Source organism: Roseburia sp. AF12-17LB (assembly GCF_003479605.1).
Lineage (GTDB): Bacteria > Bacillota > Clostridia > Lachnospirales > Lachnospiraceae > Roseburia_C > Roseburia_C amylophila.
Genome location: NZ_QUHR01000005.1, coordinates 153,242 through 171,003, shown reverse-complemented (window position 1 = coordinate 171,003; position 17,762 = coordinate 153,242). Strand labels below are relative to the sequence as shown.

Annotated in this window: 17 protein-coding genes; 2 read left to right on the top strand and 15 right to left on the bottom strand. The window is 39.3% G+C overall.

The features are described 5' to 3' along the window. Nucleotides 1-142 precede the first annotated feature (142 nt). Complete coding sequence (gene guaB / locus DWV68_RS08285) at nucleotides 143-1,600, top strand: IMP dehydrogenase (RefSeq protein ID WP_118665479.1); 1,458 nt, start codon at nucleotides 143-145, stop codon at nucleotides 1,598-1,600. Between the two features lie 125 nt (nucleotides 1,601-1,725). On the opposite strand, the gene DWV68_RS08280 is transcribed toward guaB, so the two are convergent. From DWV68_RS08280 to DWV68_RS08215, 15 genes are all read right to left on the bottom strand, one after another. Next, on the bottom strand, nucleotides 1,726-2,106 hold the full coding sequence (locus DWV68_RS08280; RefSeq protein WP_197420834.1) for a hypothetical protein: 381 nt from the start codon (nucleotides 2,104-2,106) through the stop codon (nucleotides 1,726-1,728). A gap of 79 nt (nucleotides 2,107-2,185) precedes the next feature. After that, nucleotides 2,186-2,542 (bottom strand): stage V sporulation protein AE, encoded by a 357-nt coding sequence (spoVAE, locus tag DWV68_RS08275; protein WP_117947683.1) that lies wholly within the window; start codon nucleotides 2,540-2,542, stop codon nucleotides 2,186-2,188. Between the two features lie 70 nt (nucleotides 2,543-2,612). Next, nucleotides 2,613-3,626, bottom strand: coding sequence for a stage V sporulation protein AD (gene spoVAD / locus DWV68_RS08270; RefSeq protein ID WP_118665477.1), 1,014 nt, complete (start codon nucleotides 3,624-3,626; stop codon nucleotides 2,613-2,615). A gap of 350 nt (nucleotides 3,627-3,976) precedes the next feature. Further along, entirely contained in the window at nucleotides 3,977-4,501 is a 525-nt protein-coding gene (locus DWV68_RS08265; RefSeq protein WP_022244352.1) for a SpoVA/SpoVAEb family sporulation membrane protein, read from the bottom strand. Nucleotides 4,502-4,612: 111 nt separating this feature from the next. After that, nucleotides 4,613-5,674, bottom strand: a complete 1,062-nt coding sequence (locus tag DWV68_RS08260; RefSeq protein ID WP_117841808.1) for an iron-containing alcohol dehydrogenase family protein — start codon at nucleotides 5,672-5,674, stop codon at nucleotides 4,613-4,615. Nucleotides 5,675-5,989: 315 nt separating this feature from the next. After that, nucleotides 5,990-8,209, bottom strand: coding sequence for a methyl-accepting chemotaxis protein (locus DWV68_RS08255; RefSeq protein ID WP_118541619.1), 2,220 nt, complete (start codon nucleotides 8,207-8,209; stop codon nucleotides 5,990-5,992). A 132-nt stretch (nucleotides 8,210-8,341) separates the two neighbouring features. After that, a complete protein-coding gene (locus DWV68_RS08250; RefSeq protein WP_117698955.1) occupies nucleotides 8,342-10,300 on the bottom strand; it encodes a GGDEF domain-containing protein in 1,959 nt (652 codons plus the stop codon). Nucleotides 10,301-10,311: 11 nt separating this feature from the next. Further along, nucleotides 10,312-10,629, bottom strand: coding sequence for a DUF3837 domain-containing protein (locus tag DWV68_RS08245; protein WP_117698956.1), 318 nt, complete (start codon nucleotides 10,627-10,629; stop codon nucleotides 10,312-10,314). Between the two features lie 138 nt (nucleotides 10,630-10,767). Further along, complete coding sequence (locus DWV68_RS08240; RefSeq protein ID WP_118177149.1) at nucleotides 10,768-11,196, bottom strand: stage V sporulation protein AB; 429 nt, start codon at nucleotides 11,194-11,196, stop codon at nucleotides 10,768-10,770. Then, nucleotides 11,186-11,830, bottom strand: coding sequence for a stage V sporulation protein AA (locus tag DWV68_RS08235; protein WP_117698958.1), 645 nt, complete (start codon nucleotides 11,828-11,830; stop codon nucleotides 11,186-11,188). Before DWV68_RS08235 ends, DWV68_RS08240 begins: the two co-directional genes overlap by 11 nt. Beyond that, nucleotides 11,827-11,982, bottom strand: coding sequence for a hypothetical protein (locus DWV68_RS14410; protein WP_156454679.1), 156 nt, complete (start codon nucleotides 11,980-11,982; stop codon nucleotides 11,827-11,829). Before DWV68_RS14410 ends, DWV68_RS08235 begins: the two co-directional genes overlap by 4 nt. 64 nt (nucleotides 11,983-12,046) lie before the next feature. After that, nucleotides 12,047-12,922, bottom strand: coding sequence for a PfkB family carbohydrate kinase (locus DWV68_RS08230; protein WP_117698959.1), 876 nt, complete (start codon nucleotides 12,920-12,922; stop codon nucleotides 12,047-12,049). 17 nt (nucleotides 12,923-12,939) lie between these two features. After that, nucleotides 12,940-13,923: an SIS domain-containing protein gene (locus DWV68_RS08225; RefSeq protein ID WP_227700321.1), complete on the bottom strand. Its 984-nt coding sequence runs from the start codon at nucleotides 13,921-13,923 to the stop codon at nucleotides 12,940-12,942. An 18-nt stretch (nucleotides 13,924-13,941) separates the two neighbouring features. Continuing rightward, on the bottom strand, nucleotides 13,942-15,186 hold the full coding sequence (locus DWV68_RS08220; RefSeq protein WP_158561532.1) for an MFS transporter: 1,245 nt from the start codon (nucleotides 15,184-15,186) through the stop codon (nucleotides 13,942-13,944). Nucleotides 15,187-15,199: 13 nt separating this feature from the next. Then, the gene (locus DWV68_RS08215) at nucleotides 15,200-16,756 is read right to left on the bottom strand and encodes an amidohydrolase (RefSeq protein WP_117698961.1); all 1,557 of its coding nucleotides are present in this window, start codon (nucleotides 16,754-16,756) and stop codon (nucleotides 15,200-15,202) included. Between the two features lie 245 nt (nucleotides 16,757-17,001). Between DWV68_RS08215 and DWV68_RS08210 the strand changes: the two genes are divergently transcribed. Continuing rightward, nucleotides 17,002-17,727: a GntR family transcriptional regulator gene (locus DWV68_RS08210; RefSeq protein WP_117699199.1), complete on the top strand. Its 726-nt coding sequence runs from the start codon at nucleotides 17,002-17,004 to the stop codon at nucleotides 17,725-17,727. The last annotated feature ends 35 nt before the right edge of the window (nucleotides 17,728-17,762 follow it).

The window sequence follows — 17,762 nt, the reverse complement described above, 5'->3', positions numbered from 1 at the left end:
GTCTAAAAGAATAACATATTTTTGTATAAAATGGAATAGTTGTTTTAACAATTGACAGTATATTATTTTTTTGCTAGAATTGAGAAATTAAAGGCTTTATTATATTACACACTTTTTAATAAGAAAGAGAGGAAACGAGAAAATGGGTAAAATTATCGGTGAAGGAATTACATTTGATGATGTTTTGCTGGTTCCTGCATATTCGGAAGTTACTCCTAATATGATTGATCTTACCACTTACCTGACTAAGAAAATCAAATTGAACATTCCAATGATGAGTGCTGGAATGGACACAGTAACTGAACATCGCATGGCAATAGCTATGGCAAGACAGGGTGGTATCGGAATCATCCACAAAAACATGTCTATCGAGGCTCAGGCGGAGGAAGTGGACAAGGTAAAACGTTCCGAAAATGGAGTTATCACAGACCCATTTTTCTTATCCCCAGATCATACATTAGCTGACGCAGAAGATCTAATGCACAACTTCCGCATTTCCGGAGTTCCTATTACAGAAAACGGAAAATTAGTCGGCATCATCACCAATCGTGATTTGAAATTTGAAACAGATTATACAAAGAAAATTAAAGAAAGCATGACTTCCGAAGGTCTTATTACTGCTCCGGAAGGAATCACATTAGACGAAGCGAAAAAAATTCTCGCTAAGGCAAGAAAAGAAAAGCTTCCAATTGTTGATAAAGATTTTCACTTAAAAGGTCTTATCACAATCAAAGATATTGAAAAACAGATTAAATATCCATTATCCGCAAAGGATGACCAGGGCAGACTGCTTTGTGGTGCTGCTGTTGGTATTACTGCTAACATGATGGACCGTATCGATGCACTGGTAAAATCCCATGTCGATGTAATCGTTGTAGATTCCGCACATGGACATTCCTTAAATATCTTAAATGCAGTTAGGAAAATCAAAGTTGCTTATCCTGATCTTCAGGTTATCGCAGGTAACGTAGCAACCGGTGAAGCAACCAAGTCTTTAATTGAAGCTGGTGCTGATGCTGTTAAGGTTGGTATCGGACCTGGTTCTATCTGTACTACCCGTGTGGTTGCAGGTATTGGTGTTCCTCAGATTACTGCTGTCATGGATGCCTTTGCAGTTGCAAAAGAATATGGTATTCCAATCATCGCCGATGGTGGTATCAAGTACTCCGGAGACATGACCAAGGCTTTAGCTGCCGGCGGTAATGTATGTATGATGGGAAGTATGTTCGCAGGATGTGACGAAGCTCCTGGAACTTTCGAATTATATCAGGGAAGAAAATACAAAGTTTACCGTGGTATGGGTTCTCTTGCAGCTATGGAAAACGGAAGCAAAGACCGTTACTTCCAGGAAGGTGCTAAGAAGCTTGTTCCGGAAGGTGTTGAAGGTCGTGTGGCTTACAAGGGAAGCCTTGAAGATACCGTATTCCAGTTAATCGGTGGTATCCGTTCCGGTATGGGTTACTGCGGATGTCCTACTATTCCAGAATTACAGGAAAGAGGCCGTTTCGTTAAGATTACTGCTGCTTCCTTAAAGGAAAGTCATCCACATGACATTCATATCACAAAAGAAGCACCAAACTACAGTATTGATGACAAATAAGTTTTTCACCAAGAGAAACAATTTTATATGAGCCATCGTGGTACTCATATTATACCAAACAGGATTGAAAACTTTTCATTGAGTTTTCAATCCTTTTTTTGGCATTTAAAAATCTTTATTCAAAACTATCTTGCTGTTTTTGCATTATTACCATTTCCATTGGTTCCGGTTGTTGCATCATCCACAGCATCTTTAATTCCGGTTCCGGCATCATCTACTGCATCATCCACACCATCTACAATATCTTCTGCACCATCTACTACTCCGTCTGTCACATCATTTACCACACCGTCGCCATTATCTCCATTGTTTGTGGTATTGTCACGATTATTCTTGTCATTTGTGTTATTCTTATTGTCTGTGTCATTCTTATTGGTGGTATTGTTACTTCCTGCTCCGTTTTCCGTGGTATTTTCCTCATTTCCATTCCTATTACCACAGGCTGCCATACTGCCAAAGAGGCACACTACCATCATGGTCAACACCAGTTTTCTTAATTTCTTCATGTTCAATATCTCCTTTTTATTGATTTCAAGTTTATTGTTTCCAACCTATCCTTTTCTATGCATCTTCTGTGTGGATTTTCTACTTTCTCATCTTTGGTTCAAATATCAGGGATGCCAGATAGGCAAATACCAATGCAGCAGAGATTCCTACCGCCGTTGCCGTAAATCCACCCATGAAGATTCCGATAAATCCATTGGTATCAACTGCTTCCTTAATTCCCTTAAACAGCGTATTACCAAAGCCTAACAATGGCACCGATGCTCCCGCCCCTGCAAATTCCACGAAAGGCGGATATACACCGATTGCTCCCAAAACAGCTCCGGAACATACCAATAGCACCATAATCCGTCCCGGCTGCATTTTCGTCTTTTCCATTAAAATCTGGCAGAGGGCACATATCAGGCCTCCTACCCAGAATGCATTCACATAATCCATGTGTTCTTTTCCTTTCTTCCATCATTCTTATCAAAACTATTATTACTTTTTATTATCTACCAGGCTTTTGTTACGGCACATACTCAAGCATTACTCCATGGGCAATTCCCGGTACATTTTTCCCTTCGTTATAACTTACTGTGGAAAGCAATGCTCCGGTTGGCACAAATAACACCTTTTTCCATTCCCCTGAAATAATCTTCGGCAGATAATAGGCAGATAAAACAGAAGCACTGCAGCCACAGCCGCTTCCGCCAGCATCCGTATCCTGTTCTTTTGCATCAAAAATTTCGATTCCGCAATCTGAATGATTGTTCTCGATGTCATAGCCCTTTTTCTTTAGCAAATCAAATAGGATTTCCTGTCCGACAGTTCCTAAATCCCCTGTTATAATACGGTCATATTCTTCCGGCCTGCTTCCAAAATCCGTAAAATGTGCTGCTATGGTATCTGCTGCTGCCGGAGCCATCGCTGCTCCCATATTTAAGGAATCATGAATTCCATAGTCCACAATTTTTCCGGTGGTGATTCCACTGATTTTTACATGAGTCCGTTGGGTGGACAATACATAGGCACCACTTCCGGTAACCGTCCAGGTAGCCGACATGGGACGCTGATTCCCATATTCCAGCGGAAATCGGAACTGTTTCTCCGCGCTGGCAAAATGACTGGATGTAATCGTCAGGACATTTTCTGCAAATCCTGCCGCCACGCACATTGCTCCAAGTGACATGGATTCCCCTGCCGTAGAGCAGGCTCCATACACACCAAACAGCGGAATTTCAAAGTCGAGAAGTCCAAAGGATGTTGCTATAGTCTGACCCAACAGGTCTCCTGCAAAAATATAACGGATTTCTTCCGGCGTAAGCCCTGCTTTTCCCAATGCCAGGGTTGCTGCTTCCTTCTGCAAGGTACTTTCTGCTTCCTCCCATGACTCACATCCAAATTTGTCATCATTTCCAATCACATCAAAATACTCTCCCAGTGGTCCTTCTCCTTCTTTCTTTCCGACCACCGATGCCGAATTTAAAATAAAAGGAGTCTTCGCAAAGCGAAGACTCTGTTTTCCCTTTACCTCAGACATGTCATCACTCCTTTTTGTGATTAGCATGTCCAGGTTCTGGCATTTTATGTATTTTTCAGAAATTTTTCATGTTTCTTTTCTTTACTTCTATCTACGGTTATGCTGTAATAAATCCATGGCAGCAATTAATTTCAACATTTTTCAATATTTCCATTGAACTTTTTGAGAAAGGAGAAACTGACATCTATAATAAACTATTATCTCATTATAAGAATCTTCTCCTTTTGGGCAAAATTCTCTTGTTTCACAATGATTTTGCCCAATCTGCCTCCGGGCACGGCTGGGGTCGCTGACACAACTTTGTTTCACTGCTGTATCTGATTTTCAACTGTGGCTCACACCCTTCCCATCTACTTCGCTATCAGCTGATATATCCAGTATATGACCCCAAGTAGCCAGCTTGTAAAGATTCCATAAAGGATTACCGGCCCTGCAATGGTAAAAATTTTGCAACCAATCCCAAAGACCTGTCCTTCCTTTTTAAATTCGATAGCAGGAGCTGCCACTGAATTGGCAAATCCAGTAATAGGAACGAGGGCTCCTGCCCCGCCAAATTTTGCAATTGATGGATAAATATTAAGACCGGTAAGAATTACGCTCATGAGGACAAGGATCATACTGCACCAGCCGCCGGAAGTATCTTTATCCAGTCCTGCGTTCTGTGCAATATTTAAAATCACCTGGCCAATACAACAAATAATTCCGCCGGTCACAAATGCTTTTAACATTTTCAGGGCAAGATTATGCGTTGGTGTTACCTGCTTTACATATTCGTTATATGCCTGGTTTCTTTCCGCAACATCCTGCTCCTGTACTGTTTTATTCAGATTTTCATTTTTTTGCCGCATATCTTTTTCTGATTCACTTTTTGCCATGCTAAAACCTTCCTAAATAATATAATATTTTTCTCTTAGTATGGCAAAAATTGTTTCTTTTATACATACACCGGCAGCTTCTTACGGATGCCCGGCAGTTCCTTATGAATGTCAGTCAACCAATATACGATTTAAGATTTCATCTTCTCTCACCAGGCGTTTTGCTTCTTCCCGGTATTTTTCTTCGTGAAGGTAAGTGTGACGGAATGGCTTAATAGACGGTGCCAAATCAATTGCCGCAAGGAAATCGCTCTTTTTCATCTGAAGTGTTGCTGCAAAATCAAAAAATCCGGTCTCTTCCAATACGGTCTGTACCCGCACATATCTGTGATTGTGCACCTTGCTCATGATATAGGTTGCAATACCGACCTGAATACCGTGTAACTGTGGCACTTCCAATAATTTGTCCAGTGCGTGGGAAATCAAATGCTCGCTTCCACTGGTCGGTGCGCTGCTTCCGGCTATTTCATTGGCAATTCCGCTCATGGCTAGAGAATCCACCAGTTCTTTTAAAAACAATTCATCTTTGATGCTCTGATATGGAGTCCGGACAAAACTGTTCACCGCTTTCTTCGCTATCATAACCGCAAAATCATTTACCGTAGAGTAACCACATTTTTCCTCATAAATCCAATCATATAATGCTGTGATTTTTGAAATCATATCTCCGATACCGGAATAAATAAATTTCTCTGGTGCCGTGCGGATAATCTGCGTATCCACCACAATGCCATAAGCCAGTTTTGCCGGAACCGAAGTTCTCTTACCGTGCACCAAAAGGGATGCACTGGCACTGGAAAATCCATCACTGGAACTGGAGGTCGGAACGCTGATAAACGGAATGTTTCTTAAAAATGCGGCATATTTTCCAGCATCGATTACTTTTCCGCCACCAATTGAAATAACTGCCTGCGTTTTATTCGGCATGGAAAATGCAAGCGTTATAATATCATCGATATCAACGGTATCCAGTTCGCTATACTCCAACACTGTAATTTCTTCTTTTTTCAGTGATTCCATTACAGTCTCACCAAACATATCAATCAAACCATTTCCAAGAAAAATGACTACCTGCTTTAAGCCTTCTCCCTTTAAATAACTTCCCAGTTGATTTAACGTGCCATTTCCGACTTTCAGAATTGCCGGAACTGAAATTGCTTTTCCTGTCTGCATATTTATTTCTCCTCTTTTCTATCTCAACTTCTTAGATTTCTCAAACTTTTGAAATACTCTGACTCTTATTATATGTATTCTATGCCATAATATCAAGCTCGCCCTGCAGAACCTGTCACTAACAGCTTCTTACGGATTCTTTGTGAAACAAAGAATGTGCCTTGGCACATTCCCGCGCCTGCGGCGGTCGCTTGCGACATCTACCTTATACGCCGCAGTGCGCATCCTCGCGGAGCGTTTTTTTACTTTACAGGAAAGCAATTTCCTGTAAAGTAAAAAACGGCAGCCAGAAACCTGACTGCCGAATTATATTCCTTACTGTACCTTGAAGATACTTACTGATGTATCCAGATCCTCTGCATCCATCTGAAGCCGTTTTACCGCATCATTTAATACTTCTACTGCCTGTAACTGTTTCTCTGTACTACGGGCAAGTTCTTCAGATGCAGATTCTGTCTGGTTAGAGGTCGTTGAAATACTTTCGATGGCATTCATGGTATCTTCTTTTGCCTGTTCGATGCCACCCACACTCTGGGTAATCTTCTCAACATCCTCTGCCAGCTTGCTTACCTGCTGACTGATATTCTTAAATACATCAACGGTATTATTCAATGCTTCTGTCTGGAATGCAACGCTCTCGCCTGCAAGTCCAGCTGTCTCGATGGTAGCTGCCAGACGTTCCTGAATATGATTGATAATCTCACCAATCTGATTACCCGCATTTCCGGACTGTTCTGCCAGTTTACGGATTTCTTCAGAAACTACTGCAAATCCTCTTCCTGCTTCACCGGCTCTCGCCGCCTCAATTGATGCATTTAAAGACAAAAGATTAGTCTGTTCTGCAATCTCATTGATTGTTCCGATGATGCTGTTAATTGCAATAGATTCTTTGTTCAGTTCTCTGATTTCCCGGATGATGGTCTCTGTTACTTCCGTTGTACCCTGAACTTTTTCACCAAGGTTTGCTACGATAACCATACCATTTTCAATTGCTCCCTGGGCTTCCTGGGCAATTTCGCTGATTTCATCAGTATTCTCATGTACAACATTGATTCTTTCTGCCAGACCATTCATCTGCTCCAGACAGCTTTCCGTATCCTGTGCCTGCTGGGAAATACCACTGTTGATATAATCCACTGCTTCCGTGATATCCTTTGTTACTTCCAATAAAACTTCGGAGTTGGTTCCTACCTGGACTGCCGAATCAGAAACATGACCACTGACATTGGTCATCTTGAGAATCAGATCCTTCATACTGCCAATCATATTGGTAATGCTGGATGACAACACATTAAACTCATCCTTACGCTTCATGCTGATCTGTCCGGTCAAATCTCCATCGGAGGTCTTCTTTAAGACACGGTTAACCTTACGGATTGCTTTGGAAATTCCGCTTGCAAGAACGGAACCTACCACGATTGCAATAACTGCACATATTGCTACGGCAATTAACGTATATCTGAGAATCGCCTGTGCACCTGCCATAATCTCTTTCTGCGGAACCATGGCACATACCAGCATATTCGTACCTTCAATCCTGCTGTATGTAAACAGATAATCTGCGCCCTCATAAGACACTTCTTTAGAACCCTGCAGATTTTCTCCTGCTAATGCTTCCTGATAAAAGTCCGTATCTGTAAATTTTATATCACTATCTCCACTTAACACCTGGCTTCCATCCTCTAATACAAAGCCCTTGATGCTGTTATCACTAATCTGTGCATTGTCTAATATATCCTGGATAAAGCTTGTCTTAACATCAATGATGATATATCCAACAGATTTATTGCTATTATTCTTAAGAACGGTAACAAGAGATAATGCATACTCATCACTGTCATATCCGGTGACTTCATCAATGGCTGGGTGGCTGCTGATCCACATACTTCCCATGCCAATCTCAGACTCTACATTCTTTCCTTCTTCCGACTCAACAAACGCATTATATACATCTCCACGGATTGCACCCTTTTCACTGCATGCTGTTCCACTCTTCGCACAAACTATAATGTGATCGATGAATTTGTCTGCAGTAGATTCATTGCTCAATGCAACTTTTGCATCCATCAGCATAGACTCTGACTTTACCTCTGAACCTGTATAATAACTTGTAATTGTAGAATTAATAGAAAGACGTGTTGCCATCAGTTCAATATTCTCAAAACCAAGTCCGAGATACTCTTCCAATGTACCAACACTGGTATTTGCAGAAGCCTCGTATGTACTATTCAAGGTAGTACTGCACTTTGAATAAATCATAAAACCAATGATAACAAACAGGATAACCGGAATCATAAATGCCCCGATTAATTTCACCTGAATGCCACGAAGCCCCATTCCCTTATCCTTCGCAGCCTTTCTACTGTTGCCTGTTTTCTTCGGCTGTGGCTTTCTTTCCATCTGTTTTGCCGGTCTTTCCTTCTTAATCCGTTCTTTCTTCGGTTTTCTTACCTTTTCTTTCTTTAACTTTTCCTTTTTTGGCTTTACTTTCTTAAGCTTCTCTTTCTTTACTTCCAACTGCTTTCTTGTCTTCATCCGTATTACCCCGTTTTTCCAATTGTAAGCATATCTTTCTCCCCGCTCTTTACGTCTTCATTTGCATGGAAACGTTACCATATGATTTGCTTTATTCTAGCATATTTTCGTTTGTTTTTCAACACCGGCTTATTACGAATTCTCGAAATTTACATTACGGCAGACTGTCTTGCGCCGTTTCCTTTTTTCCTCATACAGATATTCATCAGCATGCTTAAACATCTCAATAAAATCAATCTTCTTTTCACAGACAAATTCTACTACTCCAACTGAAATTCCAACATAATACGGTTTCATGGAATGTTCATTGTACTGTTCACATTTCTGGTGAATATTGTAAATGAGCTGTTCCTTCTCTTCCATCTCGCTATATCTTACAATGCCTGCAAATTCGTCCCCTCCGAATCTTCCCACATCTCCATACTGTCCAAAGACTTCTTTTACAATTCCTGCTGCTGTCCGAATTGCGCAGTCTCCTTCTGCATGGCCAAAATTATCATTGATTTCCTTTAAATGGTCAAGGTCAGCTATCATAAGACAGGCTTTTTTCCCTAAATTGTCCTGATTAAACCGGACCAGACTCTCCATCAGTCCCCTGCGGTTATAGATTCCTGTCAGTTCATCATAAATTGCAATAAAATTTAATACTTCATTCTTTTCCCGCAGCCGGTCACGATATTTTTTCTGTTTAATATTTGCTTCCAGAAAACGGAGAGATGTTCCAAGCTGCAATGCCAGTATATAATAAAAAGAAATCTCTTCCGGTTCAATCTCAAGCATCAATAGTCCGTACTGCCGCTTTCCATCAATTAATAGAAAGCTGATATAAGAAAAATAATCTTCACCGGAGCTGCAACAATCCGGTACACCAAAGCTTCCATCTATATATGGACGTTCCTTTTTCTCAAATACCTGAATATTTTCCCTGTATTGGTGCATAGTTAAATACATCCTTTGGGGCATCTTCCATTTCTGTCCCTTTTCGTAGGTAACCGGCTGCTCCAACAGATAAAGCAGGGAACTGCGTATACCCAGATGATAAAATACTTCTCCACTTTTCCGGTAGAAAGATTTCTCATTCTCTGCTTCCTGCATCAGGTCCCGGATCAGAAATGGGCCAAGCCACGATTTATGCTGAAAAAGCCTTAATTCATCAATAATATGAAGCAGCTCTGTTTTCTCATCTGCCTTTTCTTTCGCTCTTCGTGTTACTTTGCAGCCACAGGATTCCCGGATTATAAGTTCTGCATCCAACCGGACAGATTCCACCGGTCTGCCTGCACAGATATCTACTGCCTTTTCTACCGCTATCTGCCCCATTTTATAAGCATCCTGGGAGACAGTCGTCAATGGTGGATTACTATAACGCGCCCTCTCCACATCATCAAAACCGGTAATCAAAATGTCTTTTCCTATCCGGAGTCCATGGGCTTTGCATACACGATAACACGCCACTGTCATTTCATCATTAGCTGATATAATTGCTTCGGCATCCGGATTGTCCCTTAGCAGCTGTTCTACAAGATTATCCACGAATTCCGAATAATCTCCCACCGCCATCATTTCCGGCGTCACTGGCAGATGATGTTCTGCCATAACATTTAAAAATGCTGCTTTCCGCTCTATGGCATCCTGATTGTCTTCCGGTCCCCCAAGATAAACCAGATGCTTTAAATGATGTTCTATAATAAGATGCTCCACACATTTTTGCATACCACCATAGTTATCCACCATGACATAGATACCCCGTGGATCATCCGTCGCATCTTCTAACAGTACATATGGTATTCCCGCAAATTTATCCAAAAATGCCTGTTTATCTTCATTTTCCTGAAAAATGCAAAGAGAGCCATATGCAATAATCAATACATCTACTTTCGCTAATTTTGCATAATCGTAGACTGTATTGTACTGATAGTCAAAATCCTCCAGTGCAAATTTCTGGTTGAAACGCACACTCTGCGTTCCCAGAAAATAAATCACATTAACATCCATCCCGCTTGCTGCTGCCCGAATCCCCCTCATCAGGTCCTTCGGATGTGCTGTATGCACATTTCCAATCAATACCCCAATTGTAAATTTCTTCCCCATAACATCGCTTCCTATTCCTGCCACAAACGCTGTTCTGTCTGTCCCTCCTGAAATAATTCACGCATTTGTTCATCTAGTTTATCATCCGGTTCGTAATCTTTTAACATCCGAATCAGATGCTGCTCCCGCACATCATCTGTCAAATAGTCTGCCAGCATCCGGTTGACCTCTTCAATTAACTGCTGTGGTTGTAAAATCTCTGTTGCCATATTTCCGGTCAGTTTGTATGCAAGACCTGCCGCATAATAGAATTCATAGTTTCCCATCATGATAGATGCCTGCAGATTACATTTGATTACAACACTCTGACGTGCAATTGACTGTATCATTTTTTCACTTCTTCCTTACGGATTTTTATATTTTCATTTTATAACATTCCACGAAAAACATCAACCCTAGCCGCATATTGTCCTACAGACTTCTCCTGTAGATTCCCCTATCGTTTAAGGAATTGCCTGCCCTGTGATTCAGGAATCCGACAGCTGTCTTATGAAATAGAAAAGTGCCCCAGCCATTTTTCCAAATGCCATAAATAAAAGAATCACCCACAATCCGGTCTTTACCTTAAGCCGCCGGAATATAACCGGAAAAGTCTTTAATATTTCAGCCAGTGCAACTGCTACACAGCCCACAAAGAAACCGGCACAGATACCGTATACTCCTAAGAAAATATGTCCCAATGGAATTCTCATTGTAAGAAAGACCGACAAAAGATTGCCTCCGATTCCACCCAGCACGATCATATTTTCATATAGATAAATCCTTCCTGCCGTCTTGGATTTACCAATCATCCGCGGGATGATATTAAGCATGATCAGGAATGCAAAGGTTCCTCCAGCCACCGCAGCGCCGGCGGTCAGTCCTGCCAGTCCTAGGAAAACATGTCTAATCCACATCAATCGTCTTGCCTCCCCGTCCGCAGTTGGCAATGTAAGTATCATCTACATCTTTTTCGTACTTACGCATCTCCACCTGGATTGGTGTCGGATCATTGGTTATTTTACTGTTGCCAAAGTGATTAAAGAAAATGATAACACCAATCGGCAGACCAATACTGTAGCAGATTTCCAGTTCTGTAATCCCCGATGACTCCTTCCCCATCACCTGATAATAGAGTTTCTGGAAAAGCTCTGTCACTGAAATATCATTATTAAATGCCATAATCGTAAATGCTGCCCCGAAGAAAATCAGGATACATAAAATGCTGGTTTTGATAACCTCTGATGCTTTGCCCGGCTGTAGTTTGGGCTCATATTCTATGACGAAATCCGCTTCTCCTTCATTGGTAATATTTACATTCGGATACTGTGCCTGTATCATTTCAATTATTTTTAATGAAGTCATCACCTGAACATATTCTGTCTTTTTCGCCTTCTGTGGAAAGGAATAAATCTTCATCTGCTTTAGCTGGCGTATCATTGCGGTATCTGTTCCGGTCATCTTTGCAACATCCGACAATCTGACATTGCGGTCTCTGACCACGGAATTCTTTTCGATTTTAATATAAAGACTTGTCTGCTGACTGCTCATGAAAATGGCATCCTTTCTATAAATCTGGTTACAAATGTTCCTTCTCCTTTTGCACTTTTATCACCATTCTCATTCGCATAATAAAGAATGCCTCCTATCACTGCAAGAATCACCAGTGAAAGGAGGCAGATACGATACGTTTTATATTTCATGCCATTCCTCCTTGCTTACTGCATTTTCCGGAATAGTATGTGTTACGATTCGTTTTTTATTCTTTTATTTTGTTTTTAAAGCATCTATCTGAACTTCCTTTCCATGTCCAAAAGCACCCTCCATTTGGCATACTTTTGCTGCAAACTTTGCAGCCTCTTTTATACTCTCTTTGATTGAAACATTATCATCTATACCTTTTTTCTTACGGTCAAGATAACCTACCATAAAAGTTGTAATAAGTGAGTCTCCTGCACCCATAGTATCTATTGCTTTTTCAATCGGATATGCCGGTTGCTCAAAAAACTCATTATTTGCATAAAGCATACAACCTTTTGCGCCTCTGGATGCACACACAATTTTCGGTCCATAAGAGGCTACTTTCTTAAGGTGTTTTTTTACTTCATCATCCGTTCCATCAAAGGAGCAAAATGCATATGTTACTAATGGTGCTATTTTTTCATAATATTCCGGTTCAGAATCATCCGAGAAATCAAAAGATAATGGAAGTTCGGCTGCTTTAATCTTTGGAAGCTGTGACTCCATATAACAGTAATTTCCACTGTGTACCAGATCAAATTCTGCAAGATATTCCAAGTCAAATTCATCCAGATCATAAATATGTCTGCTCCGGACTCCACCTTCATTATAATCTAAGAATACACGGTCACCATCTTCTAAGGTACATCTGGAATAACCATTTTCTCCCTCAATTTTCTTACACTTTACCAGTTCAATCTGTTCTTCCCTCAACGCAGAAATAACATGATCTGCATTTTTATCAGTACCAAAATAGCCCATATAGGCACACCTTTTTGCACCAAACATTTTGGCATACACAGCAAGATTTACACAATTTCCACCTGGATACTGTACATTCTCGTGAGTATAAATATCTACCACGTTATCCCCAAAGCCTACCACACTTACGTCATATTTCATACTGTTTCTCCTTTCGTCTAGTACTCTACAACTCCCATATACCGGCGCATATCCAATGGGTGTCCGCTCTTATTCTGAATTGCAGTACGGTATAACACGCTCATTTCATAGAACAATGGAGCATTAAAATAATCTACGCAGGAATCATCTATTGCATCCATTCCACAATCTGCTGCATCAATAATCTCATATTTTTCCGCATATTTATTTAAAAATACTTCTGCTCTTTCATCAATCATTCTTGTTTTTCCTACCGATTTTAAGAGGATATAAATATGGTCTTTATCTGTTACCTCAAATGGTCCATGGAAATATTCTGCGGAATCAAGATAACAGCAGTCCATCCACTGCATCTCCTGAAGAGAACAGATTGCAAATCCGTATGCCTGTGCATATGCAGAACCGGATGCCATAATATATAAAAATGGTGCATTATAATAATGTTCTGCAAAATTCCATGCCTTATTCTGAAACTTCTTTGTTGCATTACGGATAATTGCATCGCATTTAGTGATTCCATCCTTCATTCCTTCATAAAGTTTATACTCCGGCTCCTGTCTGTGAATCAACTCATTTATAATACTGTAATTTAATCCTAATGGTCTATCCTTCTGTAATGTTTCCGGCTCCCAATCATAGACAATTGCATGGAATTTTTCACTGTCGCAGGCACTGCCCGGTGTATGTGTATATGTAATTACAAATGCACCTTCCTTTACACCAAGTTCTGCTGCTTCTACCGTTTCTTTTGTATTTCCACCATGTGAACAGATAATGACAACAGAGTGTTTTCCAAGTTTCTTTGGAGGGGTTAAAACAAATTCTTTACTGGTAATCCACTCTGCTGTCATGGTGGATGATTCTCGGTTAATAAAGTAACATGAAGAATAAAGGTCAACCAGAGAGCCTCCACAGGCCACAAAATATACTTCACTGATTGTTCCATTTTCCTTTTCAATTATATCAACAAATTTTTCTACGTTAAATTCTGATGCATGCATTTTTAAATACCTTCTTTCTTAGTTATTTTTCTTAATCAGTTTTCTCATTAAAATTGTTATAGCCATACCAAGTACAGCAGTTCCCATCAGGAAGCCAAAAATCATTGGATAAGCATTATTTCCAAATTTATCCATCCACTTTCCAAAAATTATATAGTAAAAAGAATCTGGCAAATATCCGATAATAGATGCAATTCCAATTACAGTTCCTGCATATATCGGTTTAAATTTACATTCCTGTAATCCCGACCAGATTACTCCGTAAAGCATCATACCAATTGCACTTGGTAACAAAGAAACAATTGTTGCCAGTACCGGACTGATGTTGGATGGCATTATCAATACTCCACCATAAATCACAATTGTAATTCCAAATGCAGTAATATACCATTTTGTAGAAGATTTAAAAATCTTATCTACGATAATTCCACCAATCGGACATAAAAGGTTCATAAGATTACTTCTCACAATACTGATAAAAGATGAATGTACCAACGGTATACCAAGTACATCCGTCAGATATGGTGAAAAATAGGATACACTTGTATACAGACCATATGCACATAATACCATCAGTGAAAAGAGCCAGGTCATCGGATTCTTTAACGCTTCACCGACATATTTAATTTTAAATTCTTCATCAGAAGATTTTGTCTGTGTAATACTTTTTTCTTTAAAAAATATCATTGTCAGAATTAAAGCAACTGCTGTAAATGCTACCATTGCCCATACTGCAATACTAAAGGAAGTAGATGGGTCATCTGATAAACGGCTTACCTGTAAACATACTGCATTTAAAATTGCAGAAATAATACCTGATGCAGCATAATAAATTCCATAACACATTCCCTGCTCTTCTGCTGTGCCAACCTGACCTACTGCTTTGGTTATTGCTGCCCAGAATACAAAAATTGTAGACACACCAAGTCCAGCCCATAATACGCAGGCTACTGCAAAATTCATGGTAAGTGCATAAATAATTCCGATAACTACAGAACCCAGAATAGAGCCTACTAGACATTTTTTCACAGACCACTTATCAGCTAATATTCCACCGGGAATCAATGTAATCGTATTTGCTGCCGCATAAATTGTCATTAAAATTCCTGACTGGGTATTTGTAATTCCCATAGCTGCAATCTGCTGATCATAAAACACATATCTGATATAAGGGAAACAATACATAACTGCATTTACAAGTCCCAGAATAAAAAGTACCCATAACGTTTTTGCACTCAAATGTGCTTTTGTTTTGTCACTCATCGCAAAACCTCCTTTACCTATTCTCCATTTCTTTATAAACATCCTGTCCAGCACATATGGTTCTTAAAACATGTGCCTTTCGAATTTCTTCAATATCTGTTTTGAAAAGATTCCTGTCAAAAACTACTATATCAGCCTGCTTACCGCTTTCCAGCGTTCCTAATATATGTTCCTGTTCCATGGCATACTGGCTTCCAATTGTCCAGGTTTTTAACATTTCCGGTATTGTCAGACCATTTTCCGGCTGAACCGGTTCTTTTCCATCTGCGGCATAGGTTCCGCATCCATAATAAATTGCCTCAGGTATATCCGGTATTAACATCGGAAGATCCGTTGCACCACTTAAAATCACACCATGATCTGCCATTGAACGATAATTCATATAACGGCTCCGCCTGCTACCAAGTTTTTCATCATAGTCTTGTTTCCAATTTTCACAGGAATCCAACTTATAAACCTGTGTATAAATCTCACCAAATACTCCAAGCTGTGCCATTTTTTCTTCGTCCACTGCACCCGTCAATTCCAAATCAGTAATTCCATGTCGATTCTTTAATCTTCCATTTTCCTTTTCACATTTATCATAAATCTGAAGAATTTTATGGAAGGAACCATCCCCTTCAGAATGCAATGTAAATCTGAATCCTTCACGGTCTGCTGTAAGTACATCTTCTTCTAATAATGCATAATCAATATTCTTTTGGCAACAATAATCTTTTCCCTCATATGGCTCCATCAGATCTGCCTCTTCTGAGACAATCAATCCATCTGTCATCTGATTATAACCGGAAAACCTTAAAAAATCAGAATGATATTTCTTCTTCATTTCTTTTCCATATGCTAAATCCATTTTCTTTCCTACTGGTTGTGACATAAAGGAAATCCGAAGGCTCAATTCTGCTTTCTGTTCCAATTCAGCCAATATATCTGTAAATCCATAAAAATTATCAAATCCCATTTCTTTTACAGATGTTATCCCATGGCTGTTTAACATAGACATATATGCCTTAAACTGTGGAATAATAAAATCTCTATCATTCAGATAAATTTTCATAATTTTATAAATTGCCTCTGAACTTCCGCATGTATCTGGTGTAAACCCAAACACTTCTTCTGCAACTTTGTTCATAGCACAATACCCATGTCCAGCAGTAAATAAAATAACCGGTCTTTTAACCTGTTCCAATTCACCTCCCTTATTTATTTTTTCTGCCAGCTCCGGTTGTAAATGATTTCCAAATAAAACGACCGTCTCCGGATTCATTTCCAGATTTTCTGATAACCGTTCAACTATTTGTTTCAGATTAACTGCTTCTGATAAATCCACACCAAGATAATCCACTACATATCCTGTGAAAAATGTATGGGTATCACCAAATCCCGGGCAAATGGTTCCCTCTCCATAGTCCACAACTTCAGTAGATTCACCCACCAGTTCATTTGGGATATCTCCACATCCGACTTCAAGAATCTGTTTTCCTTTTATTGCCACATATCCTGGATATGCCTCTTCTGAAACAGAATCAAAAATACAGGTTGATTGAAATATCTTGTCTGCTTCTTTTTGCATTTTTCCACCTCCTTTTGTTAAATTGATTATATCATCATATAACGTTATATTGCAATATTGTTTCTTTTTCTCAAATCACTTTCAGCATTCTCAACATTTTATTATCTATTTTTTATACTTTCCCTTTACTTTTTATTACTTTTTATACAATTTTTCACATAATCTTTTCAATATGATGTTTTTTAAATTCATATTGTTATGCAAAACATTATATGTTATTATAATGTTTGTGAGGTGATATTATTATGAAATTGAACACAACCAGTGATATACCACTGTTTGAACAGTTAAAAAATGATTTACTCGAACAAATAAAAAAAGGAATTTATATTTCCGGTCAGCAAATCCCGACAGAAACTGAATTGTCTGAACTATATCATGTGAGCCGTATTACCATAAGGCGTGCAATTACTGAATTATGTAATGAAGGGGTCTTAATTAAGAAACAGGGAAAAGGAACCTTTGTAAAAGAGCGGAAAATTTTTCGTAAACTGGAACATACTCTCAGTTTTTCCGATGCATGCAAAGCCAATCAAATGGAGGCATCTACTATTGTAACCAAACGTGAAGTCATACCATATGAACAGTATCATCTTGATAATGCTGAACTCTTTGAGGGCGATTCTATTGTTTATATCCAACGTATTCGATATGCAGATGCAACACCTATTATGATTGAGAACAATTATTATCCATGTCACAAATTTTCATTTTTGCTGACAGAACCTTTAGATAGTTCTCTGTATCAGCTATTTCGTGAAAAATATGATATCTGCATTGGTTGTTCACAGAATTCTTATATTGATGCAGTAAAAGCCTCAACGGAACAAGCCAATCTTCTTCATATTTCACCCGGTGACCCATTGTTTCTTTTTCATACAGAAATGTATGATATTCACAATGAGCTCATCCATGTTGGATATGAATATATCTGTGGCAGTAAATACCGTTTTTGTTATGACAATTCATAACTTCATTCTTATATTCAGCAAATTTCCAGCATACA

Excerpts from the sequence above, each read along its gene's own strand:
- guaB (WP_118665479.1), top strand. The coding sequence starts at position 143 with ATGGGTAAAATTATCGGTGAAGGAATTACATTTGATGATGTTTTGCTG.
- DWV68_RS08280 (WP_197420834.1), bottom strand. The coding sequence starts at position 2,106 with ATGAAGAAATTAAGAAAACTGGTGTTGACCATGATGGTAGTGTGCCTC.
- spoVAE (WP_117947683.1), bottom strand. The coding sequence starts at position 2,542 with ATGGATTATGTGAATGCATTCTGGGTAGGAGGCCTGATATGTGCCCTC.
- spoVAD (WP_118665477.1), bottom strand. The coding sequence starts at position 3,626 with ATGTCTGAGGTAAAGGGAAAACAGAGTCTTCGCTTTGCGAAGACTCCT.
- DWV68_RS08265 (WP_022244352.1), bottom strand. The coding sequence starts at position 4,501 with ATGGCAAAAAGTGAATCAGAAAAAGATATGCGGCAAAAAAATGAAAAT.
- DWV68_RS08260 (WP_117841808.1), bottom strand. The coding sequence starts at position 5,674 with ATGCAGACAGGAAAAGCAATTTCAGTTCCGGCAATTCTGAAAGTCGGA.
- DWV68_RS08255 (WP_118541619.1), bottom strand. The coding sequence starts at position 8,209 with ATGAAGACAAGAAAGCAGTTGGAAGTAAAGAAAGAGAAGCTTAAGAAA.
- DWV68_RS08250 (WP_117698955.1), bottom strand. The coding sequence starts at position 10,300 with ATGGGGAAGAAATTTACAATTGGGGTATTGATTGGAAATGTGCATACA.
- DWV68_RS08245 (WP_117698956.1), bottom strand. The coding sequence starts at position 10,629 with ATGATACAGTCAATTGCACGTCAGAGTGTTGTAATCAAATGTAATCTG.
- DWV68_RS08240 (WP_118177149.1), bottom strand. The coding sequence starts at position 11,196 with ATGTGGATTAGACATGTTTTCCTAGGACTGGCAGGACTGACCGCCGGC.
- DWV68_RS08235 (WP_117698958.1), bottom strand. The coding sequence starts at position 11,830 with ATGAGCAGTCAGCAGACAAGTCTTTATATTAAAATCGAAAAGAATTCC.
- DWV68_RS14410 (WP_156454679.1), bottom strand. The coding sequence starts at position 11,982 with ATGAAATATAAAACGTATCGTATCTGCCTCCTTTCACTGGTGATTCTT.
- DWV68_RS08230 (WP_117698959.1), bottom strand. The coding sequence starts at position 12,922 with ATGAAATATGACGTAAGTGTGGTAGGCTTTGGGGATAACGTGGTAGAT.
- DWV68_RS08225 (WP_227700321.1), bottom strand. The coding sequence starts at position 13,923 with ATGCATGCATCAGAATTTAACGTAGAAAAATTTGTTGATATAATTGAA.
- DWV68_RS08220 (WP_158561532.1), bottom strand. The coding sequence starts at position 15,186 with ATGAGTGACAAAACAAAAGCACATTTGAGTGCAAAAACGTTATGGGTA.
- DWV68_RS08215 (WP_117698961.1), bottom strand. The coding sequence starts at position 16,756 with ATGCAAAAAGAAGCAGACAAGATATTTCAATCAACCTGTATTTTTGAT.
- DWV68_RS08210 (WP_117699199.1), top strand. The coding sequence starts at position 17,002 with ATGAAATTGAACACAACCAGTGATATACCACTGTTTGAACAGTTAAAA.